This window comes from Thermus sp. 2.9 (assembly GCF_000794385.1).
Taxonomy (GTDB): domain Bacteria; phylum Deinococcota; class Deinococci; order Deinococcales; family Thermaceae; genus Thermus; species Thermus thalpophilus.
The window spans coordinates 126002-138343 of sequence record NZ_JTJB01000001.1 but is presented as its reverse complement, the minus strand read 5'-3'; the positions used below and the strand labels follow the sequence as shown (position 1 = coordinate 138343).

The 12342-nt window shown below is 68.2% G+C and carries 15 protein-coding genes and 1 pseudogene; 9 read left to right on the top strand and 7 right to left on the bottom strand.

What is annotated here, in order from left to right; all coding sequences use genetic code 11:
* The first annotated feature begins 36 nt into the window (after positions 1-36).
* The 3 genes and pseudogenes from QT17_RS00725 (at position 37) to QT17_RS14790 (ending at position 3520) form a co-directional block, all read left to right on the top strand.
* Positions 37-1362 carry a PASTA domain-containing protein gene (locus QT17_RS00725; RefSeq protein ID WP_039455240.1) on the top strand — a complete coding sequence of 442 codons (1326 nt, stop codon included), beginning with the start codon at positions 37-39 and terminating at the stop codon, positions 1360-1362.
* The gene (locus QT17_RS00720) at positions 1350-1688 is read left to right on the top strand and encodes a YraN family protein (RefSeq protein WP_039455238.1); all 339 of its coding nucleotides are present in this window, start codon (positions 1350-1352) and stop codon (positions 1686-1688) included. The genes QT17_RS00725 and QT17_RS00720 overlap by 13 nt, the downstream gene beginning before the upstream one ends.
* A gap of 45 nt (positions 1689-1733) precedes the next feature.
* A pseudogene (locus QT17_RS14790) lies at positions 1734-3520 on the top strand (menaquinone biosynthesis decarboxylase).
* On the opposite strand, the gene QT17_RS00710 reads toward QT17_RS14790, so the two are convergent.
* From QT17_RS00710 to QT17_RS00690, 5 genes are read right to left on the bottom strand one after another with little or no spacing between them, the layout of a single operon-like run.
* Positions 3517-4458, bottom strand: coding sequence for an HD-GYP domain-containing protein (locus QT17_RS00710; RefSeq protein WP_039455237.1), 942 nt, complete (start codon positions 4456-4458; stop codon positions 3517-3519). The pseudogene QT17_RS14790 and the gene QT17_RS00710 sit on opposite strands and share 4 nt — an antisense overlap.
* A 9-nt stretch (positions 4459-4467) precedes the next feature.
* Positions 4468-4830 (bottom strand): roadblock/LC7 domain-containing protein, encoded by a 363-nt coding sequence (locus tag QT17_RS00705; RefSeq protein ID WP_039455234.1) that lies wholly within the window; start codon positions 4828-4830, stop codon positions 4468-4470.
* A 14-nt stretch (positions 4831-4844) separates the two neighbouring features.
* Entirely contained in the window at positions 4845-5165 is a 321-nt protein-coding gene (locus tag QT17_RS00700) for a CZB domain-containing protein (protein WP_039455232.1), read from the bottom strand.
* Positions 5165-5677, bottom strand: coding sequence for an ATP/GTP-binding protein (locus tag QT17_RS00695; protein WP_039455230.1), 513 nt, complete (start codon positions 5675-5677; stop codon positions 5165-5167). Before QT17_RS00695 ends, QT17_RS00700 begins: the two co-directional genes overlap by 1 nt.
* Entirely contained in the window at positions 5665-6279 is a 615-nt protein-coding gene (locus QT17_RS00690) for a DUF4388 domain-containing protein (RefSeq protein ID WP_039455229.1), read from the bottom strand. Before QT17_RS00690 ends, QT17_RS00695 begins: the two co-directional genes overlap by 13 nt.
* Before the next feature lie 70 nt (positions 6280-6349).
* Between QT17_RS00690 and trmB the strand changes: the two genes are divergently transcribed.
* Together trmB and QT17_RS00680 are read left to right on the top strand one after the other, a co-directional pair.
* Entirely contained in the window at positions 6350-7285 is a 936-nt protein-coding gene (gene trmB / locus QT17_RS00685; RefSeq protein ID WP_039455226.1) for a tRNA (guanosine(46)-N7)-methyltransferase TrmB, read from the top strand.
* A gap of 19 nt (positions 7286-7304) precedes the next feature.
* Positions 7305-8375, top strand: coding sequence for a MalY/PatB family protein (locus QT17_RS00680; RefSeq protein ID WP_039455225.1), 1071 nt, complete (start codon positions 7305-7307; stop codon positions 8373-8375).
* Between the two features lie 40 nt (positions 8376-8415).
* Here the strand turns inward: QT17_RS00680 and QT17_RS00675 are convergent, their stop codons facing one another.
* Complete coding sequence (locus QT17_RS00675; RefSeq protein ID WP_039455224.1) at positions 8416-8880, bottom strand: Hsp20/alpha crystallin family protein; 465 nt, start codon at positions 8878-8880, stop codon at positions 8416-8418.
* Positions 8881-8977: 97 nt separating this feature from the next.
* Between QT17_RS00675 and QT17_RS00670 the strand changes: the two genes are divergently transcribed.
* From QT17_RS00670 to QT17_RS00660, 3 genes are read left to right on the top strand one after another with little or no spacing between them, the layout of a single operon-like run.
* The gene (locus QT17_RS00670; protein ID WP_039455222.1) at positions 8978-9670 is read left to right on the top strand and encodes a sulfurtransferase; all 693 of its coding nucleotides are present in this window, start codon (positions 8978-8980) and stop codon (positions 9668-9670) included.
* Positions 9667-10290 (top strand): MBL fold metallo-hydrolase, encoded by a 624-nt coding sequence (locus QT17_RS00665; protein ID WP_039455219.1) that lies wholly within the window; start codon positions 9667-9669, stop codon positions 10288-10290. Before QT17_RS00670 ends, QT17_RS00665 begins: the two co-directional genes overlap by 4 nt.
* Positions 10278-11033: a zinc ribbon domain-containing protein gene (locus tag QT17_RS00660; protein ID WP_039455217.1), complete on the top strand. Its 756-nt coding sequence runs from the start codon at positions 10278-10280 to the stop codon at positions 11031-11033. Before QT17_RS00665 ends, QT17_RS00660 begins: the two co-directional genes overlap by 13 nt.
* Here the strand turns inward: QT17_RS00660 and QT17_RS00655 are convergent.
* Positions 11030-11458, bottom strand: a complete 429-nt coding sequence (locus QT17_RS00655) for an OsmC family protein (protein ID WP_039455215.1) — start codon at positions 11456-11458, stop codon at positions 11030-11032. The two genes, QT17_RS00660 and QT17_RS00655, sit on opposite strands and share 4 nt — an antisense overlap.
* A 74-nt stretch (positions 11459-11532) precedes the next feature.
* On the opposite strand from QT17_RS00655, the gene QT17_RS00650 reads away from it, so the two are divergent.
* A complete protein-coding gene (locus tag QT17_RS00650; protein WP_039455213.1) occupies positions 11533-12309 on the top strand; it encodes a metalloenzyme in 777 nt (258 codons plus the stop codon).
* Positions 12310-12342 lie beyond the last annotated feature (33 nt).

The following is a 12342-nucleotide window of genomic DNA, read 5'->3' as shown; positions in this document are numbered from 1 at the left end:
TAGAGTATAAGGCGGCCCAGGTATAATCGGCGGCGCATGGTCCTGGACGACCGCTACCCGGTGCTGGAAACCCTGGAAAGCCGAGAGGGGATCACCCTCTACCGGGTGGAGGGGGGGCTCGTCTTCTTCTTTGACGTGAAGACCCCCGAGGACAAGGAGCGCTTTTACCGCTACCGGGCGGCCCTGAAGCGGCTCATGGAGCTGGGGCTCCTCGAGGCCCACGTCTCCGCCAAGCCGGGCCGCCACTACGCCTTCTTCCCGGAAAAGCCCCTCTCCCGCAAAGCCCCGCCCGCCAAGGCCCTGGAGGCTTTGGCCCCCTTGGGCTTCGGCCGGGAGCACCTGGCCATGGGGGAAGACGGGGTAGCCTACCTCTCCCCCTGGCCCCTGGGAAAGAAGGCCGCCCCCCTCAAGCCCAGGCTAAGGCCCCGCCTCCTGGGGGTGGCCCCCGGGGTCTTCCTCCTGGCCCTGGGCGTCTTTTTGCTCTCCCAGGGGCTTTACCGCTACTTCAACCCCCCCGAGTACCCCGTGCCCGACCTGGTGGGCAAAAGCGCCCGGGAAGCCTTTCTCCTCCTCAAGGACACGGGGCTGAGGCTGGAGGTGGAGGAGGGCAACGACCCCACCAAGCCCAAGGAGGCGGTCCTGGCCCAAGATCCCCCGCCCGGCACCCGCCTCCGGGCCGGCCGCACCGTGCGCCTCACCCTCAACCAGGCGCGGCTCAACCCGGTGCCCGAGCTTGCAGGCCTTAGGCAGGAAGAGGCGGAGGCCCGGCTCAAGGAACTGGGCTTCCAGGTGGCGGGCGTGGCCCAGGCGCAAAGCCCAAAGCCCCTAGGCACCGTCCTCGCCACCTTCCCCCCCGCCGGCACCCCCTTGGCCCCCGGGGGTGGGGTGTGGCTTCTCGTTTCCCAAGGGGCCTCCACGGGCTCCACCTGGCCCCTGCCCCGGCTCGTGGGGCTTTCCCGCCAGGAGGCCCTTTTCCTCCTCAACGCCGCCGGGCTCAAGGCGGAGGTGGAGGAGGTGCCCTCGGGCGCCCCTGAGGACACGGTGATCGCCCAAGCACCCGCCCCCGGCACCCCCATGCCCGAGGGGAGCGGGGTGCGCCTTAGGGTGGCGGTGCGGGGCGAGGTGCTCCTGCCCCCCGCCCCTCCCGTGGAGGAACGGAGCGTGTCCTTGGCCCTGGAGCTGCCGCAGGAAGCGGAGGGGCGGGAGGTGCGCCTCACCCTCCTGGACGCGGACGGGGAGCGGGTGGTGTACGAGGGGGTGGGGCAGGCGGGGTTAAGGTTGGAGGGGACCTACCCGGCGCGGGGGGAGGCCCGCTTCCGCCTCTACCTGGACGGGGTTCTTTTCCAAGAGTGGGCGCCGTGAAGGGGAAGTGGGCGGAAGAGGCGGCCCTGGCCTACCTCTTGCAAAGGGGCTACCGCCTCCTCGGGCGGAACCGCCGCACCCCCTTCGGGGAGGTGGACCTCTTCTTGGAAAAAGACGGGGTCTACGTGGTGGTGGAGGTGAAGCAACGGGCCTCCGGGCGCTTCGGCACCCCCCTCGAGGCCATCACCCCCAAGAAGCTTTTCCGCCTCCTGCAAAGCGCCCGCTTCCTCCTGGGCCGGGACGACCTCCCCGTGCGCCTGGAGGCGGTTTTGGTCCACGGCACCCCCAAGGCCTTCCGCCTAGAGCACCTGGTTTTGGAAGTGTAGGCGCCACCTTCCCCTCCCTTTTCCCCTTTGGGTAAGCTTAGGCCCGTGTTTAGGAACCTAAGGGCCTACCTAGAGGCCTTGGAAGCCCGGGGCGAGCTCAAGCGCATCCAGGTCCCGGTGAGCGCCGAGCTGGAGATCACCGAGATCGCCGACCGCATGGTGAAGCGAGGCGGCCCCGCCCTCCTCTTTGAGCGGGTGGTGGGCAAGGACTTCCCCCTGGCCATCGGCCTCTTTGGGACCCGGGAACGCGCCGCCTTCGCCCTGGGGGTGGAGGACCTGGACGAGCTGGCCCAGAAGGTGGAAACCCTCCTGGCCCTGAACCCGGGCAAGGGAGGGCTTTCCGCCCTCCTGGGGCTCCTTCCCAAGCTTTCCCTCCTCAAGGGCTTCTTCCCCCGGCGGGTGCGCCGGGCCCCCGTGCAGGAGGTGGTGTATAGGGGCGAGGCGGTGGACCTAAGGCGCCTTCCCGTCCTCACGTGCTGGCCTTTGGACGGGGGGCCCTTCCTCACCCTGCCCCTGGTCATCACCAAGGACCCGGAGACGGGGGAGCTCAACCTCGGCATGTACCGCATGCAGGTCCTGGACGAGCGGAGCACCGCCATGCACTGGCAGCTCCACAAGGTGGGCCGCCGCCACCTGGAAAAGGCGAGGAAGCTCGGGAAAAAGCTGGAGGTGGCCGTGGCCCTGGGGGGAGACCCCATCCTCACCTACGCCGCCACCGCCCCCTTCCCCCGCTTCCGGGGGTGAGCGAGTTCCACCTGGCGGGCTTCCTCAGGGGGGCCCCCATAGAGCTCGCCAAAGGCCTCACCGTGGACCTGCCGGTGCCGGCGGAGGCGGAGTTCGTCCTCGAGGGCTACATTGACCCGGAAGAACCCCTGGTGGAGGAAGGGCCTTTCGGCGACCACACGGGCTTCTACACGCCCAAAGACCTCTACCCCCGCTTCCACGTCACCGCCCTCACCCACCGCAAGGGGGCCATCTACCCCGCCACCATCGTGGGGGTGCCCCCCATGGAGGACGCCTACCTCATTGAGGCCACGGAAAGGCTCTTCCTCCCCGCCTTGCGCCTGGTCCTCCCCGAGGTGGTGGACTACCACATGCCCCCCGAGGGGGTGGCCCACAACTGGGTGAACGTGAGCCTGAGGAAGGAATACCCGGGCCAGGCCTACAAGGTGGCCTACGGGATGCTGGGCCTGGGGCAGATGATGTTCGCCAAGGTGATCGTGGCGGTGGACGCCGAGGTGCCGGTGAAGCCGGGCTTCCCCGCCCTTTTGGAGGCCCTCAAGCACGCCCTACCGGGCCGGGACACCCTCCTCCTCAGGGGCCCCATGGACGTCCTGGACCATAGCGCCCGGGCCTTCGCCTTCGGGGGCAAGCTCCTTTTGGACGGCACGCGGAAGCTTTCCGAGGAGGGGAGCGAGGTGCCCTTCACCCCCAGGGCCCACGCCGAGCTTCCCGAGGACCCGGAGGCCCTGGCCCAGCGGCAGTGGCCCGGGCTTTGGGGGGTGGCCCTGGAGAAGCAGAGACCCCACCAAGCCTGGGAGGTGGCGGAAAGGCTCCTAAGGGCGCCCCAAAGCGCCGGCATCCGCCTCCTCCTCCTCACCGACGCCGACACCGCCCTCGCCCCAGGGGAGCTCCTTTGGGCCGTGCTCAACAACATTGACCCCGAGCGGGACGCGCGGGTGATGCCCGGGGCGGAGGGGCCCGTCCTGGTCCTGGACGGCACCCGCAAGCTCCCCGAGGAGGGCTTCCAGCGGGTCTGGCCCGAAAAGATCCGCATGGACCCCAAGGTGAAGGCCCTGGTGGAGGCCCGCTGGGAGGAGTACGGGTTCTAGCGCAGGGCGCGGTTGCGCAAAAGGGCGCTCCTAAAGGCCCGCACCACCTCGCGGGAAAGCCTGCCCTGGGCCGCCTCCTTTTCCAGAAGGCCTAAGGCCTCCTCGGGCTTGGCCGGGGCCCGGTAAGTGCGGACGCTGGTGAGGGCATCGTAGATGTCCGCGGCGGCCACCGCCTGCACCAGGAGGGGCACCTCCATGATCCCGTCCGGGTAGCCGGAGCCGTCCAGCTTCTCGTGGTGCCAACGCACGTAGGGGCGCAGGCGGGGATGGGCCTTAAGGGGCTTTAGGATCTCGTCCCCCTTCACCGGGTGTTCCCGGATGAGGCGCCACTCCGCCTCCGTCAAGGTGTAGTCCCCCCGCAGGATATGGTCGGGGATGCCGATCTTGCCCACGTCGTGGAGCAGGGCACCCAGGTGGAGCGCGTCCAGCTCTTCCCCCTTCGCCCCCAGCTCCTCGGCGGTCCAGAGGGCGTAGCGCGCCACCCGCTCCCCGTGGCCCGCGGTGTAGGCGTCCTTCATCTCCACCACCCTCATGAGGGCGAGGAGGGTGCGTTCCAAGTCCTCCAAGCGCTCCTGCAGGCGCCGCCTCTCCAGATGCCCTTTCACCCGCAGGCGGAGCTCCGCCAGGTCCACGGGGCGGTTCAGGAAGTCGTCCGCCCCCGCCTCAATCCCCTTCAGGCGCACCTCCCGCTCCCCATCGGCGGTGAGGAGGATGACGGGCAGAAGGGGGTCCAGGGCCTTGACCCGCCGCGTGAGCTCCAGCCCGTCCATCACGGGCATGTGAAGGTCGGTGAGGACCGCGTGGGGAAAGCCGTCCTTGAAGAGGTCCAGGGCTTCTTGCCCGTTCCTGGCCTCCACCACCTCGGCCTCCAAGGGGGCCAGGGCCCGCATGAGGAGGCGGCGCTGTAAGGGGTCGTCGTCCACCACCATGAGGCGCATGGCTCCCCCTCAGAGAAGGTCCTTGAGGTGGCGGGCGGCCTCCCGGGCCTCGAGGTGAACCAGACCCAGGTTGGCCCCCGTGGGAAGCGCCAGCGCCAGCACCCCCTTCTCCCCCGCCTCATAGACCACGAAGTAGCCGTTTTGGCCCCGGATCACCGTCTCCTGAAATTCCCCCAGGCGCAAGGTGGTGGCGATGCGCTTGCCAAGCCCCAAGGAAGTGGCGGCCATGGCGGCGATCCTGGCCGCTTCCCCTTCGGGAAAGTCGTGCACCATGGGCAGCCCATCCGCCGAGGCCACCATCACGCCGGAAACCTCGGGAACCGCCTGCCTCAGACTGCGAATGAGGGTCTGAATCTCTTCTTGCCTGGTCATCCTCGTACCTCCCTTTACTGACCTAGGGTCAAGAGCAGGTGCTCTATCCTGCCAAAAAGCCGGTAAGCCTCGTTCATCCTCTCCCTGGCCTCAGCTTCCCGCCCCTCCTTCTTCAGGCTCACCGCCTGGGCGGTGAGGGCGTGGAAGGCTTCGTGCAGAGGGCCGATCTCCCGGAAAGCGGGAAGGTGGCCATAGACCTTCTCCCCTTCCCCGTGGTACCAACGGCCCAAGGAACACTCCGTGGGCGGGGTGAGGGGCGGTTCCTCCCCTCCTTCCAAGAACTTCTCCACGTTTTCCAGATACCGCAGGTGCGCAAGGACGATGACTTCCAGCATCATTCCCCTCCTGTGGCTAGCTCCACAAGGCGAGCAAGCGCCCGAAAGGCCTCCTCCCGCTTCCTGGCGTCCAGCCCCATCACCCGCTCCTCCGGCAGGCGCAGGTAGAGGGCCACCTCCCCCGGGGTCCAGGCCCGGCCCAGGTCCAGGCGCGTTACCCCCACCAGGTAGGGAACGGGGTGCCGCGAGAGAAAATAGTCCAGCATCCTGCGCGCCTCGGGGAGATGGTGGGGCCGGTCCCCCGCCACGAGGAAGAGGAGGCCCAAAGCGCCCTCTGCCAACACGTCCCACATGAAGTCAAAGCGCTCTTGCCCCGGAACGCCGAAGAGGTGGACCCGGTAAGGCCCCACCGCCAGGGTCCCGAAGTCCAGGGCCACGGTGGTGGTTTCCTTGCCCAGGTCCTCGCTGGCCTTGGCCTCCGTGGTCAGGGCCTCCTCCCCCAGGAGGCTTTTGGCCAAGGCGGTCTTCCCCGCCCCCACGGGCCCGGCCACCAGCACCTTCAGCGGCTCCATAGCCACCTAAGCTGGGCCAGGAGGCCCCGGGCCAAGGGATGGACCCTGGCCTTCCTCTCCAGCCGCTTCACCGCCCCCAAAAGCTGAAGCCGGTAAAGGTAGAGGCGCACCTGGTCCAGGGGCAGGTGGAGCCTTTCCGCCAGCTCCTTGGCCGAGGCCCCCCGCTTAAGGTAGGGCAGGGCGAGGCGGAAGAAGTCCCGGAAGCGAGGGTCCTCGGGGGAGCTTCCCGCCACCTGGAAGACCGCCTCGGGGTGGGGGAGGTAGGGGCGGTAGCGCTCCAGCTCGTCCTGCAGGGTCATCAGGCCCAGGAGGACCTTCTGCACGGGCAGGTTCAGGCGCACCCCGTGCTTGGGCTTCACCCCCGGAAGGAACTCAAAGCTTCCCTGCCGGGCCAAGAGGAGGGCGTGGAGGACAGCCTTGGCCGCCATGGGGTCCAGGGGCTCGCCCCGCTGCTCCAAGGAGCGGATGAAACCCGGCTCCAGGTGGATGGTGGTGGGAGGAATTTCCTTCAGGTTCCAAAGCTCCAACGCCCCCTCCTTCTGGGAAAGCATCTGCAAGAGCTCCTCCAGGGGCAGGGAATCCAGGCTTCCGAATAGGGCCATAACCGCCTCCCACCCTTAGCCTGGCAGCTCCCAGTGAAAAGGGTTTGAAAAGGCCGTATAATGCCCCCTCGTGCTGGTGCGCCCCGCCCTCCTTCCCGCTTGGCCCCCCTCCCCCCGGGACCTCTTTGGCCGGGAAGGCCCCTTGGTGCTGGAGATCGGCTTCGGGGACGGGCGCTTCACCCTGGAGCTGGCCCAGGCCCACCCCGACTGGCTCATCCTGGGGGCCGAGGTTTCGGCGGCGAGCGTCCTACGGGCCTACAAGAAGATGCGCCGCCACGGGGTGGAAAACGTGCGCCTCTACCACGGGGAAGGCCCCTTTGCCCTGCGGAACCTGGTGCCGGCGGGAGGCCTCGAGGCGGTCATCGTGAACTTCCCCGACCCCTGGCCCAAGAAGCGGCACCAAGAAAGGCGGCTTCTCCAGGAGGGCTTTTTCCGCAAACTTTCCACCCGGCTCAGGGAAGGAGGAAGCCTCCTCCTCACCACGGACCACGAGGACTACTTCCGCTTCGCCCTGGAGGAGGCGGCCAAAACGGGGCTTTACCGGGTGGAGGTGAAGCCGCCCCCGGAGGCCCACCTGAGGACCAAGTACGCCCTCAAGTGGCGGGAGGCCGGGCGCCCCTTCTTCCACGCCGTCTTCACCAAGGTGGGGGAGGACCCCCACCCCTGGCCCCCCCTAAGGAGGTACGCCGTGGCCCACGCCCTACTGGAAGGAAACCTACCCGAAGCCCTGGAGCTAGGGAAAACCCCCGTGCCCCTCTCGGGCGGGGTGGCGGTGTTTTTGGAAACCGCCAAGGGGGAGAAGGGGTTTTACGTTCTCACCCACGTGGAGGAGGAGGACCTCACCCAAGACCTCCTCCTGGAGGTGCGGCCAAGCGCCCACGGCATCTACGCCGGGGTGAGCCGCTTCGGGAGTCCCCTCATCACCGAGGGGGTGAAGGGGGCGGTGCGGGCTTTGGTGGAACACTTGGAAGCCTTGGGCCTTAGGGTGGTCCAGGACCACACCTAGGCCCCGGTAAGATAAACCCATGACGCTACCCCCCCGCAAGGACTCCCTGAAGTGGGGCACCTACCCCGAGGACGTCTTGCCCCTTTGGGTGGCGGACATGGACTTCCCCGTGGCCGAGCCCATCGTGCGGGCCCTGAAGGAGCGGGCGGAAGGCTTTTTGGGCTACCCGCCCCGGGAAGGAGATTGGGAGCTCAAGGCCCTCCTCCTGGAGAGCACGGGCCTCGAGGGAGAGGTGGCCTTCCTGCCCGGGGTGGTGGTGGGGCTTTACGCCGCCGTGGCCGCCTTCACCGCCCCCGGGCAAGGGGTCTTGACCCAGCTTCCCATCTACCCCCCCTTCCTCGCCGCCATCCGCGAGCAGAAGCGCACCCTCCTGGCCAACCCCTTGCGGGAAACGGAGGAGGGCTACCGCCTGGACCTCCCCGGTTTGGAACGCCTGGCCTTCGCCAGCCGCCTCCTCCTCTTCTGCCACCCGCAAAACCCCACAGGCCGGGTCTTCACGGAGGAGGAGCTTTCCGCCCTGGCCGCCATCGCCCGCAAGCACGACCTCATCGTGGTTTCCGACGAACTCCACGCCCCCCTCACCTACGAAAGGCCCCACGTGCCCCTGGCCCGCTTCCTTCCCGAGCGCACCCTCACCCTCTTGGGCCCGGGCAAGGCCTACAACCTGGCGGGGCTCCCCATGGGGGCCGTGGTGGGGCCCAAACCCTTGGTGGAAGCCCTAAAGCGCCACCTCCCCCACACCTTCCCCAACGTCCTCGCCATGGCCGCCTGGAAGGCGGCCCTAAGGGAAGGGGGGCCCTGGCTTCGGGAAACCCTGGCCCTCTTGAAGGCCAACCGGGAGCGGGTGGCCGCCTGGGCCAAGGAACTGGGCCTGGTCCACTTCCCCCCGGAGGGGACCTACCTGGCCTGGCTGGGCACGGGGATCCCCAAGGCCGCCGCCTACCTCCTTAAAGAGGCCCGGGTGGCCTTGAACCCCGGGGAGAGCTTCGGGGAAGGGTACGAGCGCTACGTGCGCCTCAACTTCGCCACCTACCCCGAGGTCCTGGAGGAGGCCCTAAAGCGCCTCGCCGAGGCCCTGCGGAAAGCCTAAGGCCCCCGGGCTTCCCCGGGGGCCTTAGCCCTTTAGGCCCTTACTGGACCACCTGGATGGGGATCCGCTTGGCCCGGGCCTCCGCCACCTTGGGCAGGGTGAGCCGGAGGATGCCGTGGCGGAACTCCGCCTTGGCCTCGTCCCCCTTGACCTCCACGGGAAGGGTGAAGGTGCGGACGAAGGAGCCGTGGGGGATCTCCTGGAGGTAGTAGCGGCGCGCCTGGGCATCCTGAGCCGGCTTCACCTGGCCCCGGATGGTGAGCTTGTTGCCCTCGAGGCTCACCTCCAAATCCTCCGGGGCGAGGCCCGGCACCGCCATCTCCAGGACCAAGGCCTCGTCCGTCTCGTAGAGGTCGGCGGGGGCCACGTAGGTCACCACGGGCCGGCCGAAGTCGCCCAAGACCTCCTCAAAGAGCCGGTTGGCCTCCTCCAGGAGGGAGAGGGGACCCCAGGTCCTAAAGGGCGTGATCTCCAGAGGACGAGCGTCCCTACGCACCAGGGCCATACTCATCACCTCCACTTACACTTATATCACTTGCGCCTTCCTTTGTCAAGTATCCTCATCCAAAGCGCCTACCCCTGCGCCCCCTATAATCAAGGGCATGGAGCTTCCCCAAAACGCCCTCTTCGTGGACACCCGGCCCCGGCCCGCCTACGAGGCCGGGCACCTCCCGGGGGCCCGCCACCTGGACCTCTCCGCGCCCAAGCTCCGCCTGCGGGAGGAGGCGGAGCTTAGGGCGCTGGAGGCGGGCCTCACCGAGCTTTTCCAAAGCCTCGGCCTTCAAAGCCCCGTGGTCCTCTACGACGAGGGGCTCACGAGCCGGCTTTGCCGCACCGCCTTCTTCCTGGGGCTAGGGGGCCTCGAGGTGGAGCTTTGGACCGAGGGCTGGGAACCCTACGCCACGGAGAAGGAGGAGCCCAAGCCCGAGCGGAGCCAAACCCAGGCCCGCCTGCGCCGCGACTGGCTCCTCACCGCCGACGAGGCCGCCCGTCACCCCCTCCTCCTGGACGTGCGGAGCCCCGAGGAGTTCCAGGGTAAGGTCCACCCCCCCTGCTGCCCCCGGGGAGGCCGCATCCCGGGAAGCCGAAACGCCCCCCTGGAGCTTTTCCTCAACCCCGAGGGGCTTCTGGAAAGGCTGGGCCTCGCCCCGGGCCAGGAGGTGGGGGTCTACTGCCACTCCGGGGCCCGGAGCGCCGTGGCCTTCTTTATCCTGCGAAGCCTCGGGGTGAAGGCCCGCAACTACCTCGGTTCCATGCACGAGTGGCTACAGGAGGGCCTCCCCACGGAGCCATGAAAGCCCACCGCCTGGTCCTCGGCCCCTTGGCGGAAAACGGCTACCTGGTGGAAACCCCCCAAGGGGCGGTCCTCATAGACCCTGGGGACGAGCCGGAGAAGATCTTAGCCCTCCTGGCCCAAAGGGGCCTCACCCCCAAGGCCATCCTCCTCACCCACGCCCACTTTGACCACGTGGGGGCGGTGGCCCCCTTGGTGGCGGCTTACGGCCTGCCCGTCTACCTCCACCCCCTGGACCTTCCCCTGTACGAGCGGGCGGGAGAGGTGGCGGCCGCCTGGGGCTTCGCCATCCCCAAACCCCCCTTGCCCGTGGAGCCCCTGGCGGAGGGAATGGAGCTTTTCGGCCTGAAGGTCCTCCATCTCCCGGGCCATAGCCCCGGGCACGTGGCCTTCCTGGACCCCGTGGGCCAGGCGGTGTATTCCGGGGACCTCCTCTTCCGGGGAAGCATCGGCCGCTACGACCTGCCGGGCTCGGAGCGGGAGGCCCTTTTCGCCTCCTTGAAACGCCTCCTTTCCCTGCCCCCCGAAACCCAGGTCCTCCCCGGGCACGGGCCTCCCACCACCTTGGCCCTGGAGGCCCGCACGAACCCCTTCCTCACGGGGTTAGAATGGGAAGCGTGAACGGGCCGGACGCTCCCCACCGGGGACAACTCGAGGCGCTCAAGGCCCTCTTCGGGCTCCAAGAAAAGGACTTGGAAATAGACAGGCTCAGGCAGGAGGCGGAAAGCCTCCCGGAGGAGCTCCTCGCCGTCAAAGCCCAAGTGGAGGCCTTGGAAGAGGAGCTAGCCGACCTCCTGGAGCGCCAGGCGGAGCTCAGGAAGGAGTACAACCGCCACAGCCTGGACATAGAAGACCTCACCGCCAAGGAAAAGCAGGCGGAGGCGGAGCAGCGCCAAGCCCAAAGCGCCCGGGAACAGACCCAGTACGAAAACCGCATCCAGCAGATTAAGGACCGCATCCGGGAGCTCCTGGAGCTTTCCACCCCCATCATGGAGGCCATGGAGAACCTGGAGGGCGAGATCGCCCGCCTCGAGGCGGAGCTCGCCCAGCTCAGACCCAAGCTGGAAGAACTCCTCGAGGCCAACCGGGTGCGGGTGGAGGCCCTCAAGGCGGAGATCGCCGCCCGCTTAGCGGAGCGGGAGGCCCTGGCCCAGGGCATCCCCGCCCCCGTGCTCAAGGAGTACGAGGCCATCCGCCGCGCCCGCAAGGGGATGGGCATCGTGCGCATGGCCCGGCAGGGACAGGTCTTCCGCTGCGAGGGGTGCAACGTGGTCCTGCCCACCCACGTGGCGCAAAAAGTGGTCCAGGGGCAGCTCACCCGCTGCCCCTCCTGCGGCCGCCTCCTTTGGAAGGGGGAGGCCTAGACCAGCTTGGCCTGGAGGGTGATCTCCTTCACTCCCGCCAGGGCGCGGGAAACCGGGCAACCCTCCTTGGCCGCCTGGGCGATTTCTTGGAACTTCTCCGGGCTAATCCCGGGCACCTCCGCCTCGGTCAGGAGCTCAATCCGGGTGAGGGTAGGCCTTCCCTCCACCATCTCCAAGTGTACCCTGGCCTCGGTGGAAACCCGTTTGGGGGTAAACCCCTCCCGCTCCAGGCTGGCGGCCAGGGCCATGGAGAAGCAACCCGCATGGGCCGCGGCGATGAGCTCCTCCGGGTTCGTGCCCTCGCCCTCCTCAAAGCGGGAGGGGAAAGAATAAGGCCCCTCAAAGGCCTGGCTCTGGAGCCGCATGATACCCTTGCCCTGGCGGAGACCGCCTTCCCATACCGCACTCGCCTTACGCACCGGCATCGCTTTCCCTCCGGCTCCAGATTACCCAAAAACCCGGGGCGCATAGAAAGGCAAGGCACCTTTACACTGGCCTTGTGCTCTTCCTCTTCGTGGATGGCCTGGGCCTAGGGGAGGCGCTCAAAGACCTCTTCCCCCTCCTCCTGGACCTCTCCCCCAGACCCCTGGACGCCACCCTTGGCGTGGAGGGCCTGCCCCAGTCGGGCACGGGGCAGACCGCCCTCCTCACCGGGATCAACGCCGCCCGGCTCCTCGGCCACCACCAGGGGCCCTTCCCGAGCCCCAGGCTTAAGCCCCTCCTCCGGCGAAGCCTCTACGCCTGGGCCCGGGAAAAGGGCCTAAACGTCCTCCACGCCAACGCCTACCGGCCGGAGTACCTCAAGCGGGCCACGGAAGGCCGAAGGGAGATGCTTTCCGCCTTCGCCCAGGCGGCGAGGCTCGCCGGCCTCCCCCTCCTCCCCCTGGGCCACCCCCTGGCCCTGCCCCCCGCCTTCTGGGAAGACCCCTACGGCATGGGCGCGCGGGCAGCGGCCTTGGCCCGGGCTTGGGACCTGGTGGTCCTGGAGTACTGGGCCTTGGACCTGGCGGCCCACCGCGCCCCCGAAACCTTGCCCGAGCGCTTCCGGGAGCTTTCCCTCTTCCTCAAGGGCTTCCTGGCCGAAGGAGGAGAGCTTCTCTTCACCTCGGACCACGGCAACGCCGAGGAGCCCTGGCACCCCCGGCACACCCGAAACCCCGTGCCCCTGGTCTACACCGGGGAAGCCCCCTCTTGGCCCACGAACCTGACCGGGGTCTTTCCCTTGTTGCGAGCAATTATCGCTCCTAAATATTTGAAATCCGACCGGAATACTTGACTTTCTCCCCGGGATGGGCTAGCCTACCCAGGC

Excerpts from the sequence above, each read along its gene's own strand:
- QT17_RS00675 (WP_039455224.1), bottom strand. The coding sequence starts at position 8,880 with ATGGCCCTGGTGCGTAGGGACGCTCGTCCTCTGGAGATCACGCCCTTT.
- QT17_RS00695 (WP_039455230.1), bottom strand. The coding sequence starts at position 5,677 with ATGGAGCCGCTGAAGGTGCTGGTGGCCGGGCCCGTGGGGGCGGGGAAG.
- QT17_RS00655 (WP_039455215.1), bottom strand. The coding sequence starts at position 11,458 with ATGCCGGTGCGTAAGGCGAGTGCGGTATGGGAAGGCGGTCTCCGCCAG.
- QT17_RS00690 (WP_039455229.1), bottom strand. The coding sequence starts at position 6,279 with ATGGCCCTATTCGGAAGCCTGGATTCCCTGCCCCTGGAGGAGCTCTTG.
- QT17_RS00660 (WP_039455217.1), top strand. The coding sequence starts at position 10,278 with ATGGGAAGCGTGAACGGGCCGGACGCTCCCCACCGGGGACAACTCGAG.
- QT17_RS00700 (WP_039455232.1), bottom strand. The coding sequence starts at position 5,165 with ATGCTGGAAGTCATCGTCCTTGCGCACCTGCGGTATCTGGAAAACGTG.
- QT17_RS00710 (WP_039455237.1), bottom strand. The coding sequence starts at position 4,458 with ATGCGCCTCATGGTGGTGGACGACGACCCCTTACAGCGCCGCCTCCTC.
- QT17_RS00725 (WP_039455240.1), top strand. The coding sequence starts at position 37 with ATGGTCCTGGACGACCGCTACCCGGTGCTGGAAACCCTGGAAAGCCGA.
- QT17_RS00705 (WP_039455234.1), bottom strand. The coding sequence starts at position 4,830 with ATGACCAGGCAAGAAGAGATTCAGACCCTCATTCGCAGTCTGAGGCAG.
- QT17_RS00680 (WP_039455225.1), top strand. The coding sequence starts at position 7,305 with ATGACGCTACCCCCCCGCAAGGACTCCCTGAAGTGGGGCACCTACCCC.
- QT17_RS00665 (WP_039455219.1), top strand. The coding sequence starts at position 9,667 with ATGAAAGCCCACCGCCTGGTCCTCGGCCCCTTGGCGGAAAACGGCTAC.
- QT17_RS00670 (WP_039455222.1), top strand. The coding sequence starts at position 8,978 with ATGGAGCTTCCCCAAAACGCCCTCTTCGTGGACACCCGGCCCCGGCCC.